The 21,033-nt window shown below is 64.2% G+C and carries 23 protein-coding genes; 16 read left to right on the top strand and 7 right to left on the bottom strand.

Annotated elements, in window-relative coordinates; all coding sequences use genetic code 11:
* Window positions 1-88 precede the first annotated feature (88 nt).
* A complete protein-coding gene (locus tag RAD16_RS31475) occupies window positions 89-973 on the top strand; it encodes a LysR family transcriptional regulator (protein WP_458161708.1) in 885 nt (294 codons plus the stop codon).
* Here the strand turns inward: RAD16_RS31475 and RAD16_RS31470 are convergent.
* Window positions 930-1,385 carry a PaaI family thioesterase gene (locus RAD16_RS31470; protein ID WP_458161707.1) on the bottom strand — a complete coding sequence of 152 codons (456 nt, stop codon included), beginning with the start codon at window positions 1,383-1,385 and terminating at the stop codon, window positions 930-932. The two genes, RAD16_RS31475 and RAD16_RS31470, sit on opposite strands and share 44 nt — an antisense overlap.
* Before the next feature lie 328 nt (window positions 1,386-1,713).
* On the bottom strand, window positions 1,714-2,883 hold the full coding sequence (pobA, locus tag RAD16_RS31465) for a 4-hydroxybenzoate 3-monooxygenase (protein ID WP_458161706.1): 1,170 nt from the start codon (window positions 2,881-2,883) through the stop codon (window positions 1,714-1,716).
* A gap of 266 nt (window positions 2,884-3,149) precedes the next feature.
* Here pobA and RAD16_RS31460 point away from each other — a divergent pair, with 266 nt between their 5' ends.
* The 9 genes from RAD16_RS31460 (at window position 3,150) to RAD16_RS31420 (ending at window position 12,388) form a co-directional block, all read left to right on the top strand.
* A complete protein-coding gene (locus RAD16_RS31460) occupies window positions 3,150-4,166 on the top strand; it encodes a TRAP transporter substrate-binding protein (protein ID WP_458161705.1) in 1,017 nt (338 codons plus the stop codon).
* 278 nt (window positions 4,167-4,444) lie between these two features.
* On the top strand, window positions 4,445-4,954 hold the full coding sequence (locus tag RAD16_RS31455; protein ID WP_458161704.1) for a TRAP transporter small permease: 510 nt from the start codon (window positions 4,445-4,447) through the stop codon (window positions 4,952-4,954).
* Window positions 4,955-4,956: 2 nt separating this feature from the next.
* A complete protein-coding gene (locus RAD16_RS31450; RefSeq protein ID WP_458161703.1) occupies window positions 4,957-6,276 on the top strand; it encodes a TRAP transporter large permease in 1,320 nt (439 codons plus the stop codon).
* A 12-nt stretch (window positions 6,277-6,288) separates the two neighbouring features.
* A complete protein-coding gene (locus RAD16_RS31445; RefSeq protein ID WP_458161702.1) occupies window positions 6,289-6,750 on the top strand; it encodes a DUF3237 domain-containing protein in 462 nt (153 codons plus the stop codon).
* Between the two features lie 296 nt (window positions 6,751-7,046).
* Entirely contained in the window at window positions 7,047-7,856 is an 810-nt protein-coding gene (locus tag RAD16_RS31440; protein ID WP_458161701.1) for a crotonase/enoyl-CoA hydratase family protein, read from the top strand.
* On the top strand, window positions 7,853-9,736 hold the full coding sequence (locus tag RAD16_RS31435; protein ID WP_458161700.1) for a feruloyl-CoA synthase: 1,884 nt from the start codon (window positions 7,853-7,855) through the stop codon (window positions 9,734-9,736). The genes RAD16_RS31440 and RAD16_RS31435 overlap by 4 nt, the downstream gene beginning before the upstream one ends.
* Window positions 9,737-9,951: 215 nt before the next feature.
* Window positions 9,952-10,713 (top strand): SDR family NAD(P)-dependent oxidoreductase, encoded by a 762-nt coding sequence (locus RAD16_RS31430; RefSeq protein ID WP_092187336.1) that lies wholly within the window; start codon window positions 9,952-9,954, stop codon window positions 10,711-10,713.
* Window positions 10,714-10,725: 12 nt separating this feature from the next.
* Window positions 10,726-11,145 (top strand): acyl-CoA thioesterase, encoded by a 420-nt coding sequence (locus RAD16_RS31425; RefSeq protein ID WP_458161699.1) that lies wholly within the window; start codon window positions 10,726-10,728, stop codon window positions 11,143-11,145.
* 91 nt (window positions 11,146-11,236) lie between these two features.
* A complete protein-coding gene (locus RAD16_RS31420; protein WP_458161698.1) occupies window positions 11,237-12,388 on the top strand; it encodes an ABC transporter substrate-binding protein in 1,152 nt (383 codons plus the stop codon).
* Between the two features lie 273 nt (window positions 12,389-12,661).
* Here the strand turns inward: RAD16_RS31420 and RAD16_RS31415 are convergent, their stop codons facing one another.
* Together RAD16_RS31415 and RAD16_RS31410 are read right to left on the bottom strand one after the other, a co-directional pair.
* Window positions 12,662-13,390: a glutathione S-transferase family protein gene (locus tag RAD16_RS31415; RefSeq protein WP_458161697.1), complete on the bottom strand. Its 729-nt coding sequence runs from the start codon at window positions 13,388-13,390 to the stop codon at window positions 12,662-12,664.
* Window positions 13,391-13,425: 35 nt separating this feature from the next.
* On the bottom strand, window positions 13,426-13,686 hold the full coding sequence (locus tag RAD16_RS31410; protein WP_458161696.1) for a hypothetical protein: 261 nt from the start codon (window positions 13,684-13,686) through the stop codon (window positions 13,426-13,428).
* 112 nt (window positions 13,687-13,798) lie between these two features.
* Here RAD16_RS31410 and RAD16_RS31405 point away from each other — a divergent pair, with 112 nt between their 5' ends.
* Both RAD16_RS31405 and RAD16_RS31400 read left to right on the top strand, forming a co-directional pair.
* Window positions 13,799-14,497: a helix-turn-helix transcriptional regulator gene (locus tag RAD16_RS31405; protein ID WP_458161695.1), complete on the top strand. Its 699-nt coding sequence runs from the start codon at window positions 13,799-13,801 to the stop codon at window positions 14,495-14,497.
* Complete coding sequence (locus RAD16_RS31400) at window positions 14,494-14,826, top strand: YkgJ family cysteine cluster protein (RefSeq protein WP_458161694.1); 333 nt, start codon at window positions 14,494-14,496, stop codon at window positions 14,824-14,826. The genes RAD16_RS31405 and RAD16_RS31400 overlap by 4 nt, the downstream gene beginning before the upstream one ends.
* Window positions 14,827-14,881: 55 nt before the next feature.
* On the opposite strand, the gene RAD16_RS31395 is transcribed toward RAD16_RS31400, so the two are convergent.
* Both RAD16_RS31395 and RAD16_RS31390 read right to left on the bottom strand, forming a co-directional pair.
* Window positions 14,882-15,280 (bottom strand): hypothetical protein, encoded by a 399-nt coding sequence (locus RAD16_RS31395; RefSeq protein ID WP_458161693.1) that lies wholly within the window; start codon window positions 15,278-15,280, stop codon window positions 14,882-14,884.
* A gap of 252 nt (window positions 15,281-15,532) precedes the next feature.
* Entirely contained in the window at window positions 15,533-15,880 is a 348-nt protein-coding gene (locus RAD16_RS31390; RefSeq protein WP_458161823.1) for a DUF3307 domain-containing protein, read from the bottom strand.
* A 404-nt stretch (window positions 15,881-16,284) separates the two neighbouring features.
* Between RAD16_RS31390 and RAD16_RS31385 the strand changes: the two genes are divergently transcribed.
* The 4 genes from RAD16_RS31385 (at window position 16,285) to RAD16_RS31370 (ending at window position 20,199) form a co-directional block, all read left to right on the top strand.
* Window positions 16,285-17,730, top strand: a complete 1,446-nt coding sequence (locus RAD16_RS31385; RefSeq protein WP_458161692.1) for a TAXI family TRAP transporter solute-binding subunit — start codon at window positions 16,285-16,287, stop codon at window positions 17,728-17,730.
* 195 nt (window positions 17,731-17,925) lie between these two features.
* Window positions 17,926-18,141, top strand: coding sequence for a hypothetical protein (locus RAD16_RS31380; RefSeq protein WP_458161691.1), 216 nt, complete (start codon window positions 17,926-17,928; stop codon window positions 18,139-18,141).
* 150 nt (window positions 18,142-18,291) lie between these two features.
* Window positions 18,292-19,401 carry a cyclic nucleotide-gated ion channel gene (locus RAD16_RS31375; RefSeq protein WP_458161690.1) on the top strand — a complete coding sequence of 370 codons (1,110 nt, stop codon included), beginning with the start codon at window positions 18,292-18,294 and terminating at the stop codon, window positions 19,399-19,401.
* A 12-nt stretch (window positions 19,402-19,413) separates the two neighbouring features.
* On the top strand, window positions 19,414-20,199 hold the full coding sequence (locus RAD16_RS31370) for an enoyl-CoA hydratase/isomerase family protein (RefSeq protein ID WP_458161689.1): 786 nt from the start codon (window positions 19,414-19,416) through the stop codon (window positions 20,197-20,199).
* Between the two features lie 123 nt (window positions 20,200-20,322).
* Here the strand turns inward: RAD16_RS31370 and RAD16_RS31365 are convergent, their stop codons facing one another.
* Window positions 20,323-20,967, bottom strand: a complete 645-nt coding sequence (locus tag RAD16_RS31365; protein WP_458161688.1) for a glutathione S-transferase family protein — start codon at window positions 20,965-20,967, stop codon at window positions 20,323-20,325.
* Between the last annotated feature and the right edge of the window lie 66 nt (window positions 20,968-21,033).

Genomic DNA, 21,033 nt, shown 5'->3' with positions numbered 1-21,033 from the left:
CGTCTTTCGGGGATTAAAATGGACCTTCCGGCGATCAAAACAATCAGCCCGCTTGACACTTCATCGTTGCAATATATGCAATAATACCATGGACCGCCTTGAAGCCATGCATGTCTTCGTCACCGTCGCCGATCTGCGCGGCTTTGCGCCGGCGGCGCGCAAGCTGCGGCTGTCGCCCTCGGCGGTGACGCGGATGATCGCCGCGCTGGAGGATCATCTTGGCGCCCGGCTGCTGCAGCGGACCACGCGGCAGGTGCGGCTCACTGACGTCGGCACGCGTTATCTCGAACGCGCGCGACGCATCCTCGCCGATGTCGAGGAGGCCGATGGCTCGGCGCGGGAGGAGCGCAACCGGCCGAGCGGGCGGCTCGTGGTGTCGGCGCCGGTCGGGTTCGGCCGGCTCCATGTCGGGCCGGTGATGACCGAGTATCTCAAGCGTTATCCCGAGGTCGCCGCCGAGCTCAGGCTGTCGGACCATCTCGTCAATCTGGTCGAGGATGCCGTCGACGCCGCCGTGCGGATCGGCCATCTCGCCGATTCCTCGCTGGTTGCGCGCCAGGTCGGCGAGATGCGGCGGATCGTGGTGGCGACACCGGGCTATCTGAAGCGCCATGGCGAGCCGAAGACGCCGGAGGCGCTGCTCGAGCACCAGACCATCCAGTTCGGCCCGTTCGCCAACTGGCATTTCGTGCAGGACGGCCGCGACATCGAGGTGACGCCGAGCCCGCGCTTCACCAGCAACAGCGCCGACGCAGCGCTGCAATATGCCGAGGCCGGCGGCGGCGTGACGCGCGTGCTGGCCTATCAGGCCGCCGAGGGCCTGAAGCGCGGTCGGCTGAAAATCGTGCTGGCGAAATACGAGCAGCCGGCGCTGCCGATCCACATCGTCTATCCAACCTCGCGCCTGCTCTCGGCCAAGGTGCGCGCGTTCATCGATCTCGTGGTGGAGACGGCGGAGTGGAAGTTTGGGTAGGCTTCGGCACCACGCGGAACGTGCCGCTGGCGCGCGCGATCACGACGTCGTCGGCCTTGATCAGGCACTGCGCAAAGCAGATCGTCTTGCCGGTCTTGATCACGTCGCTCTCGATCGAACACCACTGGCCGATCTCGGCGGAGCCGACGAAATCGACCGAGAGCGAAACGGTCACGAACGACGTGGTCCAGTTCGTCACCAGCGCGCAGCTATGGCCCATGGCGTTGTCGGCGAGCGCCGCGATAAGGCCGCCATGGATCAGGCCGCGGCCGTTGGTGTGCGGTCTCGCCAACCGGAGGCCGATGATGACGGCCTTGTCGGTGTTCCTGGAGTAAAGCGGCTCCCAGGGCTCGGTGAGTGGGCTCTTGCGAAAGAGCGGCTCGAAGCCGGCGGGGATGTCGGTGGAGGTCATGGCTGTCTCGTGTTGCTGGTTTGTCGCCATTGAACGCGATGTGGATGACAGTTTCACGGCCTACAAAGTTTTAAACGAGATTTGCGTGGGCGTTTGAAACGGTGCGGGACTCGTCATTGCGAGGAGCGAAGCGACGAAGCAATCCAGAAATCCTTCCGCGGAGGCAGCCTGGATTGCTTCGCTTCGCTCGCAATGACGGCGTGGAGAGAGCACGCGATGCCGTAGGGTGGGCAAAGCGAAGCATGCCCACCAACTTTCTCAATTGTGGGAAGACGTGGGCACGGCGCTTCGCGCCTTTGCCCACCCTACGGCACCGTCAATTCCGCCCCTAAAACGGCAACCCCACATAATTCTCCGACAGCGACGTCATCGCGGCCTGGGACTGCGTGACGTAGTCGAGCTCGGCGAGCTGGATGCGCGCGCCGATGGTGCCGGTGTCGGGGAATTTGTGCAGCATCGAGGTCATCCACCAGGAGAAGCGCACCGCCTTCCAGACCCGCGCCAGCGCCGTGGCGGAATAGGCCTCGATGCCGGCGCTGGACTTCTCGTCGTAGAACTCGCGGAGGGCGCTCGACAAATAATGGGCGTCGCTGGCGGCCAGGTTGAGCCCCTTGGCGCCCGTCGGCGGCACGATGTGGGCGGCGTCGCCGCACAGGAACAGCTTGCCGAAACGCATCGGCTCGGCGACGAAGCTGCGCAAGGGCGCGATGCTCTTCTCGATCGACGGGCCCGTGATCAGGCCGTCGGCGGCCTCCTGGTCGAGCCGGCTTTTCAGCTCGTCCCAGAAGCGATCGTCCGGCCACTCGTCGACATGGTCGCTAAGCGAACACTGCACGTAATAGCGGCTGCGCTTCATCGAGCGCATGGTGCAGAGCGCAAAGCCGCGGGCGTGGTTGGAATAGATCAGCTCATGGCTGACCGGCGGCGTCTCCGAGAGGATGCCGAGCCAGCCGAACGGATAGACCCGCTCGAACTCCTCGATCGCCGAAGCGGGCACGCTGGCGCGGCTGACGCCGTGAAAGCCGTCGCAGCCGGCGATGAAATCGCAGTCGAGCGTGTGGCTGACGCCGTCCTTGACGTAAGTTACGTGCGCCTGACCGCCGTCGAAATCGTGCGGCTGCACGTCCTTGGCCTCGTAGACCGTAACGAGGCCCGCGGCCTTGCGCGCATTCATCAGGTCGAGCGTGACCTCGGTCTGGCCGTAGATCATGACGGTCTTGCCGGTCGCGCCCTTCATGTCGATGCGGTGACGGCGGCCGGAAAAGGCAAGCTCGATGCCCTCATGCACCAGGCCTTCGGCATGCGCCCGTCCGCCCGCACCGATCTGGTCGAGCAGCGCGACGGTTCCTTCCTCCAGAAGGCCGGCGCGGATGCGGCCGAGCACGTAATCGGGGCTCTGCCGCTCCAGAATCGTATTGTCGATGCCGTATTGATGCAGCAGTTGCCCAAGCAACAATCCGGCCGGCCCGGCCCCGATGATTGCGACTTTTGTCCGCAATACTTGCTCCTCCCGATCCTGTAGGCTTTCGGCGCGGCGCGCTTGTCGCGCTGATCCGCGCAAGTTAATTATAACATATAACGGTTGGGCAAAAGGGGGAGTGCGGGTCGAAAGCCAGGCGACAAATCCATGCAACATGGCTGACGTAGATGACGCGACAAGGTGCGCGTCAGTTCCGGCTTGAACGCGCCGGCCAATTAGATAACATGTTAATTAATGAGGATGGGCCATCGAAGCCCACCATCAAAATGAGGGAGAGACGCGTGATGAGAAAGGCCTGTCTGGCTTTGCTGCTGGCAGCAAGCGTGAGCCCTGCGCTGGCGCAGGACAAGACCTTCGACCTGAAGGTCTCGCACTGGGTGCCGGCATCGCACCCGCTGCAGAAATCCCTGGAAGACTGGGTGGCCGCGGTGAACAAGGATTCCGGCGGCACCATCACGGGCAAGGTGTTTCCGGCCCAGCAGCTCGGCAAGGCGTTCGACCATTACGACATGGCGCGTGACGGCATCGCCGACGTCACCTACGTCAATCCCGGTTACCAACCCGGCCGCTTCCCGATCGTCGGCGCGGGCGAACTGCCGTTCCTGATCTCGGACGCCAAGGGCGGCTCGATGGGGTTGGACGCCTGGTACCGCAAATATGCCGAGAAGGAGATGAAGGACGTCAAATACTGCCTCGCCTTCGTCCACTCGCCCTCCTCCTTCCACTCCAAGTCCAAGAAGATCGTGATGCCGGAGGATGTGAAGGGCCTGAAGATCCGCCCGGCGCACGCCACCATGGCGAATTTCGTGACCTCGCTCGGCGGCACCAATGTGCAGTCGTCCGCGCCGGAAGTGCGTGACATCATCGAGCGCGGCGTCGCCGACGGCGTCACCTTCCCCTGGGGCTCGCTGGTGCTGTTCGGCATCGACAAGGTGACCAAGTACGACATGGAGGCGCCGCTCTACACCACGACCTTCGTGTTCGTGATGAACAAGGACAAGTACAATGCGATGTCCGACAAGCAGAAGGCCGCGATCGACAAGAACTGCTCGACCGAGATGGCCGGCCTGGTCGGCGAGCACTGGGGCAAGTTCGAGGACGCCGGCATCGACAAGGTGAAGGCCGAGAGCGGTCACGAGGTCTACAAGCTGACGCCGGAGCAGACCGCCGCCTGGAAGAAGGCCGCCGAGCCGCTGGTCAAGACCTGGGGCGACGGGGCCAAGAAGGCCGGCGCCGATCCCGATGCTGCGCTCGCGGACCTGAAGGCCTCGCTGAAGAAGTACAACGCGCTGGCTGAGTAGCCTCGCGCCGAACGGAACACGGCGACGAGGGGCATCTCGCCGCCGTTGTCCTGCAAGTGCGCTGTCAGGAGCGCACGATGCGGCCTCTCCCTCTCCCCGCCTGCGGGGAGAGGGTTGGGGTGAGGGGGAGTCTCCGCGAGGGCGGTGACAATTGGACTCGCGGAGAGCCCCCCTCACCCGCCACGCTTTGCGTGTCGGCCTCTCCCCGCACACGGGGAGAGGCGAGTGCCCGGCGACATCTGGATCAAGCGAATGATCTCACGCGATAGGACCAACTCATGAAGCGCTCCTGGATGGACCGCATCATCGACACGATCGAATGGATCGCGGCCGGCTTCGTCGGCATCGTCGCGCTCGACATCTTCCTGTCGGTGCTGCTGCGCAACACGCTGAACTATTCGATCCCCGACAGTTTCGACATCGGCCGCATGCTGCTCGGCATCCTGATTTTCTGGGGCATCGCGGCGACCTCCTATCGCGGCACCCACATCACGGTCGATCTGGTCTGGGGCAATGTCGGGCCGCGCTACCAGCGCTGGATCGACGTGTTCGCGACCCTGGTGCTGCTGTTCGTCGTCACCGTGCAGACCTGGACGCTGTTCGACAAGGTTCGCGGTACCTACAACGACAACGTCCAGACCTTCGACATGCATATGCCGACCTGGCCGTTCTTCGCGATCGCCTGGGTCGGTGACGTCTCAGCCGTGCTGCTGATCGCGATCCGCACCTACCGCCTGATCTTCCATCCCGAAGACATGCACGATCCCAAATTGAAGGCGACGGAGTAATCATGAGCACCGATGCCGTCGCCTTAATCGGCTTCGTTTCCTTATTTCTCCTGATGCTGCTGCGCGTGCCTGTCGGCATGGCCATGGGCCTCGTCGGAGTGTCCGGCTTCGCCTATCTCGTCAACGGGACGGCCGCGCTGAAGCTGGTCGGCCAGACCTCGATGCGCACGGTCACCGACTACACGTTCGGCGTCATCCCGATGTTCCTGCTGATGGGCTCCTTCGTCAGCAATTCCGGCATGAGCCGCGAGTTGTTTCGCGCCGCCAACGGTTTCGTCGGCCATCTGCGCGGCGGGCTCGGCATCGCCACCGTCGGCGCCTGCGGCGGCTTCGCCGCGATCTGCGGCTCGTCGGTCGCGACCGCCGCGACCTTCTCCGCCGTCGCCTATCCCGAGATGCGCCGCTTCGGCTATCCGCAGTCGTTCGCAACCGGCGTGATCGCAGCCGGCGGCACGCTTGGCGCGATGCTGCCGCCTTCCACCGTGCTCGCCGTCTACGGCATCATCACCGAGCAGGACATCGGCAAACTCTTCATCGCCGGCATCATTCCGGGCCTCTTGGCGATGACCATGTACATGATCACGATCTTCCTGATCGGGTATTTCCGCCCAGATTTTCTGCCCAAGGGCAAGGTGCTGCCGTGGCGCGAGCGCTTCGCCGGCCTGAAGGACATCTGGGCGCCGGTGCTGCTGTTCGTGTTCGTGATCGGCGGCCTCTATGGCCTGCCCTTCCTGCCGCGCTTCACCCCGACCGAAGCCGGCGGCGTCGGCGCCGCGGGCGCCTTCATCATCGGCGTCGTCACCGGGCGGCTCGACCGCGAGAAGATTTTGGCCTCGCTGCTGCAGGCCACGCGCACCGCAGCCGCGGTGTTCACCGTGCTGATCGGCGCGCTGATCTTCGGCTACTTCCTTACGGTGACGCAGACGCCGCAGAAGGTGACGGAATTTTTGACCGGCCTCGGCCTCGGCCCCTACGGCGTGCTGGCGCTGATCATGGTGATGTATCTCGTGCTCGGCTGCTTGATGGACGCCATGGCGATGATCATCCTGACCGTGCCGATCATCTTCCCCGTCATCACGCATCTCGGTTTTGATCCGATCTGGTTCGGCGTCATCATCGTGATGACCGTCGAGCTCGGCCTGATCCATCCGCCTGTCGGCATGAACGTCTTTGTCATCAAGAGCGTGGTGAAGGACGTCTCCTTCTCCACGATCTTCAAGGGCGTGATCCCGTTCGTGGCGACCGACCTCGTGCGCCTCGTGATCCTGATCGCCTTCCCGCTGCTGGCGACCTGGCTGCCGACGCGCATGATGGCGCACTGACGAGGTGAAGCGATGACGGTACCGACGCTCGAAACCAAATACGTCTTCACCATCAACGCCAAAATCGGCGACGTCGTCACCGCCGGCGAGACCGGCATCGGGGTTCGCCGCATCATTCCGATCATCGGCGGCGATGTGAAGGGCGCGATATCAGGCAAGGTGCTGCCGTTCGGCGCCGACTTCCAGACCATCCGGCTCAACGAGCTGATCGATCTCGAAGCGAAGTACGCCTTCGAGACCGACGACGGCGCCATCGTCTATGTCGAGAACAAGGGCATGCGCTTCGGCCCGGTCGAGCTGCTGCAAAAGCTCAAGCGCGGCGAGCCGGTCGATCCAAAGCTGATCTATTTCCGCACCGTGCCGAAATTCGAGACCGGGCATGAAAGCTATCGCTGGCTGATGGAGCACATCTTCGTCGGCTCCGCCGCTCGGCATGCGGACCGGGTGGTGATCGACGTGCACCAGGTGGTGTGAGGCGGCTGCCACATCGTCATTGCGAGGAGCGAAGCGACGAAGCAATCCAGACTGTTCCCGCGGTGACAGTCTGGATTGCTTCGCGGAGCCTGTCATCGGGCCGCGCTTCGCGCGGACCCGTTGGCTCGCAATGACGGAGAATTTTGCGAAAGCTAGTATTTACAACACGCTCCTCGGCCTGCGCCTGATCGGACGCCGGACGGCTGAGGGCCCGCTAGGTGCTATTATCCGCCCCCCATCCATATTGACTCCCGCCAAATTCGTTATACAACATAACTATTCTGATAAGGACGCAAATGACACAGGGAAACGCCGAGACCGCTGACGCGGGCGCCTCCGGGCTGTTGAGGATCGAGAGGGCGGACCGGGTTCTGACCGTGGGTCTGAACCGGCCGGCCAAGCGCAATGCGCTCAATGACGGCATCATCCTGGAAATCGGCGAATGCTTTGCGTCCCTGCCCGAGGACATCGGCGCGGTCGTCATCCACGGCATCGGTGACCATTTCTCCTCTGGCCTCGACCTGTCCGAACTTCAGGATCACGACGCCACCGGCGGCCTGCTGCATTCGCAGATGTGGCACCGGGTGTTCGACCGCATCCAGTACAGCCGCGTGCCCGTGATCGCCGCGCTCAGGGGCGCCGTGATCGGCGGCGGGCTCGAGCTCGCCTGCGCCGCGCATATCCGCGTCGCCGAACCCTCGACCTATTTCGCGCTGCCGGAAGGACAGCGCGGCATCTTCGTCGGCGGCGGCGGCTCGGTGCGGCTGCCGCGCCTGATCGGCGTCGCCCGGATGATGGACATGATGCTGACCGGCCGCGTCTATAGCGCGACCGAAGGCGCCTCCTACGGCTTTGCGCAATATCTGACGGAAGCCGGCAACGGGCTCGGCAAGGCGCTGGAGCTCGCAACCAAGATCGCCTCCAACGCGCCGCTGACCAATTTTGCCGTGCTGCAGGCGCTGCCGATGATCGCGGAGGCCAATCCGCAGACCGGCCTGTTGATGGAATCGCTGATGGCCACCGTCGCTCAGAGCGACAAGGAGGCCAAGCGCAGGATCCGCGAATTCCTCGAGCACAAGACCGCCAAGGTGAAGCCCAAGTCATGAGCGCGCAGCCGTCCTCTTCCAGCATGGAGCGCGGCGCGAGCACTTCCCCGCTGCGGCCCATTTCGTTCGGCGATCCCGTCGTCAACATCGAGCGGCGCGACGACGGCACGATCTATCTCAGGCCAAGGCAGCCGCTCGGGGACTATCCCGTCCGCATCACCGACCGCCTGCATCACTGGGCCGCGACGACGCCGGACCGCGTCTTCATGGCCGAGCGCGAAGGCGGCCGCGGCTGGCGCAAGATCACCTATGCCGAGCTGCTCACCGCGAGCCGGCATATCGCGTCCGCGCTGATTCAGCGCGGCCTGTCGGCGGAGCGGCCGGTCGTCATCCTTTCCGGCAACTCGATCGACCACGCGCTGCTGGCATTCGGCGCGTTCTATGCCGGCATTCCGTTCTGCCCGGTGTCGCCGGCCTATTCGCTGGTGTCGAAGGATTACGGCAAGCTGTCTTACCTGATGAAGCTGCTGACGCCCGGCCTCGTCTTCGCCGAAGATGCCGACAAGTTCGCCGACGCGCTCGCGGCCAATGTCTCGCTCGGCACCGAAATCGCGGCGTCCTACGGCCAGGTGCCCGGCCGCGACGTCACCTTGCTTGCCGACCTCATGGCAACGCCTGTTCGCGGCGATCTCGACGAGGTCCACGGCAGGATCGGTCCTGATACGATCGCGAAATTCCTGCTGACCTCGGGCTCGACAGGCAATCCCAAGGCCGTCATCAACACTCAGCGCATGATCTGCGCCAACCAGGTCATGCTGCGCGAGACGCTCGCCTTCCTCAAGGACGAGCCGCCCGTCATCATCGACTGGCTGCCCTGGAATCACACCTTCGGCGGCAACCACAATATCGGGCTGACGCTCTACAATGGCGGCTCGATGTATCTGGATGCCGGCAAGCCGGTGCCCGGCGGCATCGAGGAGACCGTGCGCAATCTCCAGGAGATTTCGCCGACGGTCTATTTCAACGTGCCCAAGGGCTATGAATCGCTGCTGCCCTATCTGCGCGACGACCAGGGCCTGCGCGCAAAGTTCTTCGACCGGCTGCACGCGATGTTCTTCTCCGGCGCGGCGCTGTCGCCGTTCATCTGGAACAGCCTCGACGAACTCGCGGTGAAGGAAAAAGGCTATCGCGTGCCGATGCTGACCGGCCTCGGCGCGACCGAGACCGCGCCGTTCTTCATGTCGGTCAATCCGCGCACCAGCCGCTCCGGCCATGTCGGCCTGCCGGTGTCGGGCAACGACGCGAAGCTGGTGCCGAACAACGGCAAGCTGGAGGTGCGCTGCAAGGGGCCGAACGTGATGCCCGGCTACTGGCGCCAGGAGGACATCACCGCAAAATCCTTCGACGAGGAAGGATTTTACAAGATGGGCGATGCGCTCAAGCCCGCCGATCCCGATGATTTCAACGCCGGCTTCGATTTCGACGGCCGCGTCAGCGAGGACTTCAAGCTCGCCAGCGGCACCTGGGTCAGCGTCGGCCCGCTGCGCGCCCGCTTCGTCGCAGCCTGTGCGCCGCTGGTGCGCGACGTCGTTATCGCCGGCATCAACCGCGACGAGATCTCCGCACTCGTCGTGCTCGACCTCGACGGCTGCCGCCTGATCAACCCGACGCTGCCGGCCGACGATCTCGTCGCCGCCACACGCGACCGGCTGGTCCGCGACGCGTTCCGCGAACGCCTGACCCGCTTCCTCGCTTCGGCCACCGGCTCCTCGACCCGGATCACGCGCGCGATCCTGATGGATACGCCGCTCTCGATCGACAAGGGCGAGGTCACCGACAAGGGCTCGATCAACCAGCGCGCGGTGCTGGAGCATCGCACGGACTTGATCGACGAGCTCTACGCTGCCAATCCATCGGACCGTATGATATCGGTCGTCTAGAATGAGAGACGGAATGAACCGGTCGGCGCTTCCTTCACCTCGCCCCGCTTGCGGGGAGAGGTCGATTTTGCGCAGCGCGCAAATTCGGGGGAGGGGGAGTCTCCGCAAATTCAACTCTCACCTTCCTTGTGGAGAGCCCCCCTCACCCCAACCCTCTCCCCGCAAGCGGGGCGAGGGAGTCCATCTCGTCTAGAATTCCGCCATAGGAGAACGCCATGTTGTTGAAAGATCAGGCAGCCATCGTCACCGGCGGCGCATCAGGACTCGGCGCTGCCACCGCGCGAAAGCTGGCGGCGCAGGGCGCCAAGGTCGCGGTGTGCGATCTCAATGCCAAGCTCGCCGAAACCGTCGCCGCCGAGATCAAGGGCGTGGCGGTGACCTGCGACGTCTCCGATGCCGCCTCCGCTGAAGCCGCGATCGCGCAGGCGACCAAGGCCCACGGCCCGGCGCGCGTGCTGGTCAATTGCGCCGGCATCGGCGTTGCCAAGCGCGTCGTTGGCCGCGACGGCCCGATGGCGCTCGCCGATTTCGACAAGGTAATCAAGGTCAATTTGATCGGCACTTTCAACATGCTGCGCCTCGCCGCAACCGAGATGTCCAAGCTCGAGCCGCAGGCGACTGGCGAGCGCGGCGTCATCATCAACACGGCGTCCGTCGCCGCCTATGACGGCCAGATCGGCCAGTCCGCTTATTCGGCCTCCAAGGGCGGCATCGTCGGCATGACCCTGCCGATCGCGCGCGAGCTTGCGCAGTTCGGCGTCCGCGTGCTGACCATCGCGCCCGGCCTGTTCCTGACGCCCCTGCTCGCCAACCTGCCGCAGGAAGCCCAGGATTCGCTCGCCGCCGCGATCCCCTTCCCGCGCCGGCTCGGCAATGCCGACGAATTCGCCGCGCTCGCGCTGCACATGGTCGAGAATTCGTACCTGAACGGCGAAGTGGTGCGCCTCGACGGCTCGCTGCGCATGGCGCCGAAGTAGGACGCGTATTGCATGTTCGTGAACCGGCGCGACGTCCAGATCCAGTGGGGTGATTGCGACCCCGCTAACATCGTCTACTACCCGCGCTATTTCGCGATGTTCGACGATTCGACCTCGACGCTGTTCGAGGTCGCCGGCTTCTCCAAGCAGGACCTGGTCCGCAAATACGGCCTGGTGGGCATCCCCATGGTCGACACGCGGTCCAAGTTCTACATCCCCTCGACCTATGGCGACTGGATCACCATCGAAACGAAGATCGAGAGCATCAAGCGCTCGAGCTTCGAGGTGAAGCACAACGTCTACAAGGGCGAGGCGCTGGCCATCGAGGGTTTTGAGACCCGCGTCCTGGTCGGCCGCGATCCCGTTAACCCCGACAAGCTGAAATCGGCACCGTTCCCTCCGGAAATGGTAGCCAAATTCACGGGGACTTAAGTCCGGAGCTAAATCGCCGCATCACCAAAAGACGGGGCTGAATTCACGTTCGATTTCTGCTTTCAAAGAAAACACGTCAAGGGAGGAATAGATGAAACGCTTTTACCTGACCGCCGCCATCGCCGCGGCGACGCTTGCCCTGCCGACATTGCCTGCACTGGCCCAGACCAGCGAAATCACCATCGGCATCACCACCACTACGACCGGCCCGGGCGCGGCGCTCGGCATTCCCGAGCGCAACGCGCTGGAATTCGTGCCGAAGGAGATCGGCGGCGTGCCGCTGAAGGTGATCGTGCTCGATGACGGCGGCGATCCCACCACGGCGACCACCAACGCCCGCCGGTTCGTGACCGAATCCAAGGCCGACATCATCATGGGCTCGGCGCTGACGCCGCCGACCATCGCGGTTTCCAACGTCGCCAACGAAGCCGGCATTCCGCATTTCGGCCTTGCCCCGTTCCCGATCACGCCCGAGCGCATGAAGTGGTCGGTGGCGATGCCGCAGCCGATCCCGATCGTCGGCAAGGTGCTGTACGACCACATGAAGTCGAAGGGCGTGAAGACCGTCGGCTATATCGGCTATTCCGACTCCTATGGCGACCTCTGGTTCAACGATCTCAAGGCTCAGACCGGGCCGATGGGCATGACCATCGCCGACGAGGAACGCTTCGCCCGCCCCGATACGTCGGTGACCGGGCAGGTGCTCAAGCTCGTCGCCGCCAATCCCGATGCGATCCTGATCGGCGCCTCCGGCACCGCGGCAGCACTGCCGCAGACCGAGCTGCGCGAACGCGGCTATCAGGGGCTGATCTACCAGACCCACGGCGCCGCCAGCATGGACTTCATCCGCATCGCCGGCAAAGCGGCCGAAGGCGTGCTGATGGCCTCCGGTCCCGTCATGGATCCCGAGGACCAGCCGGATGAAGCCGCCACCAAGAAGCCGGGCCTTGCGCTCAACACCGCGTATGAAGCCAAGTACGGCCCGAACAGCCGCAGCCAGTTCGCCGGCCATTCCTACGATGCCTTCGAGATCCTCAAGCGCATCATTCCGACAGCGCTGAAAACCGCAAAGCCCGGCACGCCGGAATTCCGCGAAGCGATCCGCCAGGCGCTGCTGTCCGAGAAGGAACTGGCCGCGAGCCAGGGCGTCTACAACTTCACCGAAAAGGACCGCTACGGCCTCGACGAGCGCTCGCGCATCCTGCTCACCGTGAAGAACGGCAAGTACACGCTGGTGAAGTAAGCGCAGCGACGATATCGAAACGGCGAGAGCCGGCCCGTCGGGCCGGCTCTTTGATTTTTTGGCTTTGAGGAGTGAGCTCGCAACCCGGGTGTCGCTGCACCCTCTCCCGCTTGCGGGAGAGGGGTGGGGTGAGGGTGTCTCCGCGGAGGGATTGTTCCGGCTTTCAGACAAAATCCCCCAGAGGCGAGAGCCCTCACCCGCCACGCTCTGCGAGCGTGTCGACCTCTCCCGCAAGCGGGAGAGGTTACACCGAGCCCGCGGAAGCGTTGAACGCTAAGCCGCCTGCCGCAGCGGGGTCCAGGCGAATTCCGGATAGTAGTTGTCCATCATGCGGTCGACATAGGCGGTGAGGTTCGGAAATCCCTCGGCGCGCTGGCGCAGTCCGGATTCGAAGAACGGCGTCAAGATTCCGGCGAGCGCGCCGAAGGCGGTGGCATCGACGCCGCTGGGCTTGTTGCCCATCAGATACGTCTTGTCGCCAAGCTGCACCGACAGCGCGAACAGCGAGCGCACGGCGAGATCGACGTCGTCATCGGGGGCGTGACGGCCGAGCCCGGAGAGCAGATAGTTCTCGGCGACGCGGAATTGCGCGTCCTCGCGCAGCTTCTCGCGGTTGTGCTCCGGCGCGCCATCGAAGAAATGCGAGGGTCCCTTGGCGAAATTGACGGGGTCGACCCAGCGCGCGCCGACCAGCGCCCAATAGACGTGATGCTCGATCATGCGCTCGAACGCCCAGGCCTGCGCACGCTCGGCCAGCGACAGGCCGGCGTCGAAATCGAAACCGTAGCGGCGCTCGATATGGGCGCGGATGAAGGTGGAATCGGCCACCGCCTCGCCGCCATCGTCGATGAACGGCAATTGCCCCTTGGGCGAGGCCGGCGGCATCGCCCGCTCCTTCCGATAGGGCAATCCCGCCATCTTGAGCTGCACCTCGGTCTTGGTGACGAAGGGGCTGATTTCCGGCAGGCCGAAGCCGGTGCCAAAGCCGTAAAGCGTAATCATGCGAGCTCTCCTGAACCTGCCAAAGTTGATGGAACCTAGTGACGGGCTGCTGCCACCATGGTGGCAGCAGCCGTGATATCTTCTGCGAAGCGGGCCCCTCGCCAGGCGCGGCCCATCACATGGTGGGCCAGCGCGTCCGCAGCCTGGATCAGCGAGCGTGTCACCGCACTTGCGAGTGCGAAACGGAGGTCGACGGCCATGAGATCGAGCGAAATCAGCCGACCGAACGCCCAGGCGTGCCACATTTGCGCCCGCCACAGCGGAGCGGCCGCGCCGAAATGGGTTGGAATGATCATGGACAAATCCTCTTCAGTCGATGTGTTGTCCCGGTATAGAACTCCCCTGCTGCCAACATCCTGTCAGCAGTCACGCGCCGTTTTCTGATCCGCCCCCGATAAGAGAATTGTCATGAGACGCGCCGACCGGCTGTTTCAGATCATCCAGGTGCTGAGGCGCACGCGTAAGCCGCTGACCGCGGACGCGATCGCGGCCGAGCTCGAAACCTCCAAGCGCACTATCTATCGCGACATCGCGACACTGATCGGCCAGCGCGTGCCGATCCGCGGCGAAGCCGGCATGGGCTACATCCTGGAAAAGGGATTCGACCTGCCGCCCTTGATGCTGACACCCGACGAGATCGAGGCGGCGGTGCTGGGCGCGCAATGGGTCGCGGGCCACGCCGACTCAGCGCTGGCACGCGCCGCCGAAGATCTGATGGCCAAGATCGCCGACACCGTGCCGGAGCGTCTGCGTCCCTTCGTGCTGGAGCCCGCAAGCCGCGCGCGGCCGAGCTGGAACAGGGAACCGGATCGACTCGACATGGTGCGCACGCGCACCCAGATCCACGAAGGCAAGAAGATCATGCTGCGCTATCGCGACGAGCAGGGCCGCCCCAGCGAGCGCATGATCTGGCCGATCTCGGTCGGCTATCTCGAGGCCGTGCGCCTGCTCGCGGCCTGGTGCGAGCTGCGCGGCGACTTCCGCAGCTTCCGCACCGATCGCGTGGTCGAGGCGAACTATCTCGACGAGAGATATCCGGAGCGGCGCGACGTGCTGCGTGCGAGGTGGCGCCAGAGCCTGGTCTGGGGTCCGCCAAAGGACACATGACGGTGACGGACGAGACTTCCCCCATCGACCTGTCGGGCTACTGCCAGAGCTGCGGTGCGTGCTGCGGCTATTCGGAGAATTGGCCGCGCTTCTCGATCGAGAGCGATGAGGAGCTTGCCGCGATCCCCGAAGCGCTCGTCAACGCGCGTCAATCCGGCATGCGCTGCGAGGGCGATCGCTGCGCGGCGTTGCAGGGCGAAATTGGAAAAGCGACTGCGTGCGGCGTTTACACCGTGCGGCCGGAGGTGTGCCGCACATGCATGCCGGGCGACGCCGAATGCGCGATGGCACGGCGAAAATTCGGGCTGCCTCTAATCGCTAGCGCATGATCCGGAAAAGTGTGCAGCGGTTTTCCGGCAAGATCATGCGCCAACAAGAAGCCGCTTAAGCCGGAACGGCTTCGCTGATCTCGTCGTCGATCTCGTCGTCCAGCGGTGCGAGCACCGAGAGCGGCTTGGTCGACAGCGTGATCGGCTTGCGGCCACCCGACAGCGACGGCGACGATTTGGCCGAGCGTTCGCGCGACAGCGCGTAGAGCGTCGAGCCGACACGGCCGCCGTTGTCGATCAGGTCGCGCTCGCTGCAGCTCGCTGCGATCGCAACAGCCAGCGAATGCAGATGGCTGCGGCGATAGCAGAACAGCGCCAGCCTGGCGCGCGCGTCAGGGGAAACACTCTCAACCAGCCTCGGCAGGCCACTCTCGCTGGCGCGATACATCTCGCCAAGGAGCTCGTCCTGGACCGGGCAGAAATCGCTTTCAAAAGCGTCACGGCTTGAAAACATTGCAGTTCTCCCTCGTCATGCGGAAGATGCAGCGCAATTCTCTAACGAAAGGTTAACCACCCCGGGCGGTAGTCACCCGGGATCCTTGCCCGCGGGCCGCGAATCAGGGGGCGCCTCCCGGCCGGAATCTCGTGAAGAGCCGCGTAGCCCGGATGGAGCGCAGCGTAATCCGGGACCCGTCTCGCTTGTGGCGCCATCCCGGATTGCGCTGCGCTCCATCCGGGCTACGAAATGAACAGAGGGAAGCCAGCCTCAGTTCGCCGCCATGAAGATGGAGAGGCCGAATCCGGTGAGGTGATGCAGGGCCTGGTCGACACCGATCAGGGTCCAGAACCAGGGATGGGCCAGGTCGACGCCGAAATTGGCCGAGACGAATCCCTTGGCCCGGTCGATGGTGATGTGAATCAGGAAGTCGATGAACGCCACGAACCAGAACTTTGGCGCGACGATCAGGATCAGGGGCAGTGCGACCGCAAGGTGAATCAGGCAATGCACGAGCAGTGGCAAAGCCCAACCGTGCTTCTGATCCTTGCCCTGCGCCATCCAGGCGGTCTGCAGAACGAAATCGGCGATGATGTGCTTGAAGGTGAGCAGCAACATCCAGCCAATGAGCGCTTCGACCGGAACCGCCGATGACATGGGTGGAAACGACAAAGCTGACGCCCTCATTGACGTGACAAGAAAAATCGGAGCGTTCAGCGCAACTTCTTCTTGGACCGGTCAAATCGCCGGGACTGCCAATTTATGACATCTCCCGCGCCGGAATGCAGCCGGGGGGAACCGGAAAATCGCCAAGTGTGGCTAACTGGTGATAGGATGACCAAACGACGCGGCCGAGTTGAGTAACGTTACCTTCGGCTCGAAATTTGCATTCCGGCTCTGGCGCGCTATCATTCGCGGCAGAGAATATCGTTCTTTTTTCAGTCATTTAGGAATTGCAGGGCAGTCGCCGCGATCGCATCAGCGAGCCGTCGCCACCCAGGAATAAGGCCAAGAGTGCTGCCATGAGTACTGAAGGCCCCACCTCGTCACCGAGCGAACCGCCGCCGCGGCGTCCCAAGGTGATCAAGACCAATCAGCAACAGGTCTTTCTCTACGTCGTGCTGACCCTGCTGCTGTCGCTTGCCACCGTCTGGGGCGGCCGCACTTTGTTGCATAATTCGGAGACGCTAACCTTTGCCGTCGGCGCGCCCAACAGCGACGAGGCGCTGTTTGCCACCAAGCTCGCCGCCCTGCTCAAGAACAACGCCTCGCGCTTCCGGATCAAGATCGTCAACAATGCCGACAATGCCAAGGCGCTCGCGCAGTTCGACCGCAAGCAGGCCGACCTCGCCGTGCTGCGTACCGACGCCAAGGTGCCGCTGCGGGCGCGCACGCTCGCGATTCTCGAGCACGATCTCGTGCTGCTGCTCGGGCCCGGCAACAAGAAGATCAAGTCGCTCGCCGAACTGAAGAAGAAGAAGGTGGCGGTTCTCGCCGAGAACGACTCCTCGCTCGCCTTCGTCCGCGGCATCCTCGACATCCCCGACGGTCCCGACGCCGCGAAGATCCAGATGGCGCCGCAGGGGACAACGCTCGACAAGCTGTTTGCGCCGGCGAACGGCTTTGGCGCGGTGATCGCCATCGTCCACGCCTCGAAGGCGGTGCGCGACAAGGCCTATGAGCAGGTCGCCAAGCGCGGCGGCTTCACCTTGAATGCGATCGACGAGGCCAAGGCGCTGGCGCGCAAATTCCCCGGCATTTCCGACGAGACGCTGACGGCGGGCACGCTGTCGGCATCGCCTGAAATTCCCGACGACGATCTCGAGACGATCGGGCTCGAATGGCTGCTGGTCGCGCAATCCAAGATGTCGGCGACCACGGCCGGCGATCTCGCGCGCATCGTCTACGAGAACAAGTCCGCCCTCGGCCTCGACAACGGCTTCGCCACCCGGATCGAGCCGGCCTCCGTCGAGAAGGACGCCTACGTGATGGCGCATCAGGGCGCCGCCGACTACATCAACGACGACACCAAGTCGTTCATGGATAAATACAGCGACTTGATGTATCTGGGCGCTGCCGCGCTCAGCGTCATCGGCTCGATCTTCGCCGCGATCTACGCCAAGATCACCCGCATCGCGCCGGAGAAGGCCGGCGAACTTTCTACCGCCGTCCTCGACGTCGGCGAGCGCATCGAGCACGCCCATTCGCTCGATCAGCTCGAATGCCTCCAGGACGAGCTGGAGGGCATCTTGCGCGGCGCCGTCATAGGCCTCAGAGACGGCACCATCAGTACAGACGGGCTCGACACGTTCAAGCTTGGTTACGAGTTCGTCCGCGACGAGATCGGTATGCGCCGTGACTATCTCAAGCGCCACGCCGGCGAACTCGAAAAAGCCGCCGCCCCCGCAGCGCTCCCCCCGCCCGACGAAAGCAATGTCGTGGTGGTGAAGACAGCTCAGAGTGCCTGACCTGTCGATTCGCTTCGCCTTGGGCGAAGTGTGAATTGTTGAGTACGAATTGAGTTCGGCCGACGGCACGCACTCTCCGTTCCCTCTCCCCTTGCGGGGCTCATCCCATCCCGCCTGAGCTGAATCAGCGACGCTCCCTCAGGAACCGGCCCCCGCCACAACCGTTGGTTCCCAGCTACAACCGGAGAACGCACCATGCGTACACTCCTCGTACTCCTTCTGGGAATGCTGGTTGCGGTTGGGTATTTCGCTTATTCGGCAATGACGATTGAGGGCGAGCCGATCCCGACGGAAGGTTATGTGGCCCTGGCGCTCGGCGCGGGGTTCTCCGTCATCGTCGGCGTCGGCCTGATGATGCTCCTGTTTTTCAGCAGCCGCCGCGGCTACGACGAGCCACCACATTTCAGGTAGCGACCCGGTCGCGGCATCAGGCATCCGCCCCCCTGTTCGACCATGTTGCAGGTGACCCACCCCGGTCGTTGACGACCCCTGCCCGGGCGGGCACTTTGGCGCGGAAGCCCCAGCCGGGGCGCTAAGAACCCGACCGAGCCGCCTTCCCGCATGTCCAAGCCGATGATCCCTGCTCTGGCCCAGTTCGTGGCCGCCACGGCCGGCCGCAACATGACCAAGGTGGCCTATGTGGCCGTCGCGGTCGGCGTGCTCAGCATGGTGCTGCTGACGATCGGCCCGGCCTATGAGACGGCGCATCGCTGGGTCGATGTCCTGCTGTGGGCCTGCCTCGTCTACTTCGTGTTCGAATGGATCGTCCGGCTGCGCCACATGGCGCACACGCAGCGGCTTGCGCTCTACCTCACCTCCTCGGCCGGCATCGTCGATGCGGTCGGAGCGCTGGCCGTGCCCGCCGCGCTGATCCTCGGCGTCGAGCCCAAGACGGCCTGGCTGCTCAGCGTGCTCTGGGTGCTGAAGGTGGTGCCGGGCATTCCGGGGCTGCGGCAGCTGCGCCGCGTGCTGGTGCTGGAATCGGGGCCGCTGGTCAGCGTGCTCGTGATCTTCCTGATGGTGGTCTTCCTTGCCTCCGTCGCCGAATATTTCCTGGAGCGGGACGTGCAGCCGCAGACGTTCGGCAGCGTCCCCGCCGCGCTGTGGTGGGCGGTGGTGACGCTGACGACCACGGGCTATGGCGACGTCGTGCCGGTCACGCCGCTCGGCCGCATGGTGGCAGCACTGGTGATGATCTCCGGCCTCGGCGTGTTCGGCCTCTGGACCGGTATTCTGGCGACCGGGTTCGCTGCGGAAACCCGGCGTGACAATTTCCTGAAAACCTGGGAATCCGTCAGCAAGGTGCCGTTCTTCGCGGCCCTCGGGCCCGCAGCCATTGCCGACGTCACCCACATGCTGCGGACCATGGAGCTGCCGGCGCGCACCATGATCATTCGCAAGGGCGCGCAGGGCGACTGCATGTATTTCATCGCCGCCGGCGCGGTCGAGGTCGACCTGCCCGGCAAGAAGGTCCAGCTCGGCGAGGGCGCCTTCTTCGGCGAGATGGCGCTGCTCGGCAACAACGTGCGCGGCGCCAATGTCTCGACCACGAAGGTGTCGCGGCTATTGGTGCTCGACCTCGTCGACTTCCGCGTGCTGATGGCGCGGCACCCTGATCTCGCCGAAACCATCGACGCCGAGGCAAAGCGGCGCGCACTCGAAAACAAATAACAGGAGACAAGAATGTCGGACATCACCGACGCGGCTAGCAGTCCCGTGCTCGACATCACCGGCGCCCGTGCCACCATCCGTCTCAACCGGCCGAAGCACCTGAACCGGCTCCAGGCCGAAGATCTCGGCGAGCTCGTCAGGCTGTTCGACGCCGTCGAGGCCGATCCCGCCATCCGCGTGCTGGTGCTGACCGGCACCGGCCGCGCCTTCTCGGCGGGCTACGACCTCAACTCGGTTGCCGAGCGCGCGGTGAGCGCGAACGAGCAGCAGAGCGCGGGCTCCGCCTTCGAGGTGGTCGTCAACCGGCTGGAGGATCTGGGCGTGCCGACGATCTGCCGGCTCAACGGCGGCGTCTATGGCGGCTCGACCGACCTTGCGCTGGCCTGCGATTTCCGCATCGGCGTCGACACCGCCGAGATGTTCATGCCGGCGGCGCGGCTCGGGCTGCATTACTACCGGAGCGGCATCAAACGCTATGTGACGCGGCTCGGCCTCGACAATGCGAAGAAGCTGTTCCTGACGGCACAGAAGATCAGCGCGCCGGAAATGCTGCGCATCGGCTATCTCACCGCCATGGTGCCGCTGGAACTTCTGGACGAGGAGGTCGACAAGCTCGCCAACATCCTCGCCGGCAACGCCCCACAGGCGATGCGCGGCATGAAGCGCGCGATCAACGAATTCGCCCGCGGCGAGCTCGATGAGCGCGCTGCCGACCAGCGCCACCGCGACAGCATGCGCGGCGACGAGATCAAGGAAGGCATCAAGGCGTTTGCGGAGAAGCGGGCGCCGCGGTTTTGAGAGGCCGCATAGGCTGTTGGTGACGATAGTCAGGGAGTACGAGCACGCGCCTCATACTTCGCTGTCGTCCCGGGGCATCGCGAAGCGATGAGCCCGGGACGACACCGAGTGTTGGGCGCGATCTCAGCCCCCAATCGCCTTCGCATGCTCCGCGGCCATCGCGTCATCCGCCGCGTTGATGCGCTGGAAGGCCGGGCGCGAGGTCATCCACTCGGCATAGCGGACGAAGACGTCCTTCTTCGGCACGATGCCGAACATCATGGTCCAGCTGAACGCGATGCCCCACAGCACATCCGCGGCCGTCATGCGCTCGCCGAGCAGATACGGGCCCTTCGAGAGCTGCGTCTCCAACGCGCCCAGCATGGTGTCGTAATCGGCATAGGGCGATTGCGTGATCGGCGCCGGCTCGCGCTGCATGAACTTGTCGATCAGGGCCGGCTCGAACGATGCGCCGTAATAGGCGATCCAGCGCAGATAAGGACCGCGCAGCGGATCGTTCAGCGCGGGCGTCAGCCCCGCCTGCGGAAACAGATCGGCGAGATAGATGGTGATCGCCACCTGCTCGGTCACGAGCGCGCCGCGATGGTGGATCGCCGGCACCTTGCCGAGGGGATTGATGCCGAGATAGTCGGGCTTGCGCTGCTCGCCGGCCTTCATGTTGAGGACGTGGAGATCGTAAGGCGCGCCGAGCTCCTCCAGCAGCACCCGCGTGCCGGTGGCGCGGCTTTGCGGCGAATAATACAGGGTGATGCGGTTTTGATCGGTCATGGCAGGGCTCCATCTGGCCGGCTGGCGATGGCGCAGCTTGTAACGGAGGATACCTGACATCCTGTG

This window comes from Bradyrhizobium sp. 18BD (assembly GCF_054185225.1).
Note: the sequence above shows the minus strand (reverse complement) of the source record. Positions and strands in the feature narration are given on the sequence as shown.

What these genes read in the sequence shown, in the direction of transcription:
- RAD16_RS31425 (WP_458161699.1), top strand. Translation starts at nt 10,726, where the DNA reads ATGTTCGTGAACCGGCGCGACGTCCAGATCCAGTGGGGTGATTGCGAC.
- RAD16_RS31440 (WP_458161701.1), top strand. Translation starts at nt 7,047, where the DNA reads ATGACACAGGGAAACGCCGAGACCGCTGACGCGGGCGCCTCCGGGCTG.
- RAD16_RS31385 (WP_458161692.1), top strand. Translation starts at nt 16,285, where the DNA reads ATGAGTACTGAAGGCCCCACCTCGTCACCGAGCGAACCGCCGCCGCGG.
- RAD16_RS31370 (WP_458161689.1), top strand. Translation starts at nt 19,414, where the DNA reads ATGTCGGACATCACCGACGCGGCTAGCAGTCCCGTGCTCGACATCACC.
- RAD16_RS31470 (WP_458161707.1), bottom strand. Translation starts at nt 1,385, where the DNA reads ATGACCTCCACCGACATCCCCGCCGGCTTCGAGCCGCTCTTTCGCAAG.
- RAD16_RS31375 (WP_458161690.1), top strand. Translation starts at nt 18,292, where the DNA reads ATGTCCAAGCCGATGATCCCTGCTCTGGCCCAGTTCGTGGCCGCCACG.
- RAD16_RS31410 (WP_458161696.1), bottom strand. Translation starts at nt 13,686, where the DNA reads ATGATCATTCCAACCCATTTCGGCGCGGCCGCTCCGCTGTGGCGGGCG.
- RAD16_RS31380 (WP_458161691.1), top strand. Translation starts at nt 17,926, where the DNA reads ATGCGTACACTCCTCGTACTCCTTCTGGGAATGCTGGTTGCGGTTGGG.
- RAD16_RS31390 (WP_458161823.1), bottom strand. Translation starts at nt 15,880, where the DNA reads ATGTTGCTGCTCACCTTCAAGCACATCATCGCCGATTTCGTTCTGCAG.
- RAD16_RS31435 (WP_458161700.1), top strand. Translation starts at nt 7,853, where the DNA reads ATGAGCGCGCAGCCGTCCTCTTCCAGCATGGAGCGCGGCGCGAGCACT.
- RAD16_RS31475 (WP_458161708.1), top strand. Translation starts at nt 89, where the DNA reads ATGGACCGCCTTGAAGCCATGCATGTCTTCGTCACCGTCGCCGATCTG.
- RAD16_RS31460 (WP_458161705.1), top strand. Translation starts at nt 3,150, where the DNA reads ATGAGAAAGGCCTGTCTGGCTTTGCTGCTGGCAGCAAGCGTGAGCCCT.
- RAD16_RS31445 (WP_458161702.1), top strand. Translation starts at nt 6,289, where the DNA reads ATGACGGTACCGACGCTCGAAACCAAATACGTCTTCACCATCAACGCC.
- RAD16_RS31420 (WP_458161698.1), top strand. Translation starts at nt 11,237, where the DNA reads ATGAAACGCTTTTACCTGACCGCCGCCATCGCCGCGGCGACGCTTGCC.
- RAD16_RS31395 (WP_458161693.1), bottom strand. Translation starts at nt 15,280, where the DNA reads ATGTTTTCAAGCCGTGACGCTTTTGAAAGCGATTTCTGCCCGGTCCAG.
- RAD16_RS31365 (WP_458161688.1), bottom strand. Translation starts at nt 20,967, where the DNA reads ATGACCGATCAAAACCGCATCACCCTGTATTATTCGCCGCAAAGCCGC.
- RAD16_RS31430 (WP_092187336.1), top strand. Translation starts at nt 9,952, where the DNA reads ATGTTGTTGAAAGATCAGGCAGCCATCGTCACCGGCGGCGCATCAGGA.
- RAD16_RS31400 (WP_458161694.1), top strand. Translation starts at nt 14,494, where the DNA reads ATGACGGTGACGGACGAGACTTCCCCCATCGACCTGTCGGGCTACTGC.
- RAD16_RS31455 (WP_458161704.1), top strand. Translation starts at nt 4,445, where the DNA reads ATGAAGCGCTCCTGGATGGACCGCATCATCGACACGATCGAATGGATC.
- RAD16_RS31405 (WP_458161695.1), top strand. Translation starts at nt 13,799, where the DNA reads ATGAGACGCGCCGACCGGCTGTTTCAGATCATCCAGGTGCTGAGGCGC.
- RAD16_RS31450 (WP_458161703.1), top strand. Translation starts at nt 4,957, where the DNA reads ATGAGCACCGATGCCGTCGCCTTAATCGGCTTCGTTTCCTTATTTCTC.
- RAD16_RS31415 (WP_458161697.1), bottom strand. Translation starts at nt 13,390, where the DNA reads ATGATTACGCTTTACGGCTTTGGCACCGGCTTCGGCCTGCCGGAAATC.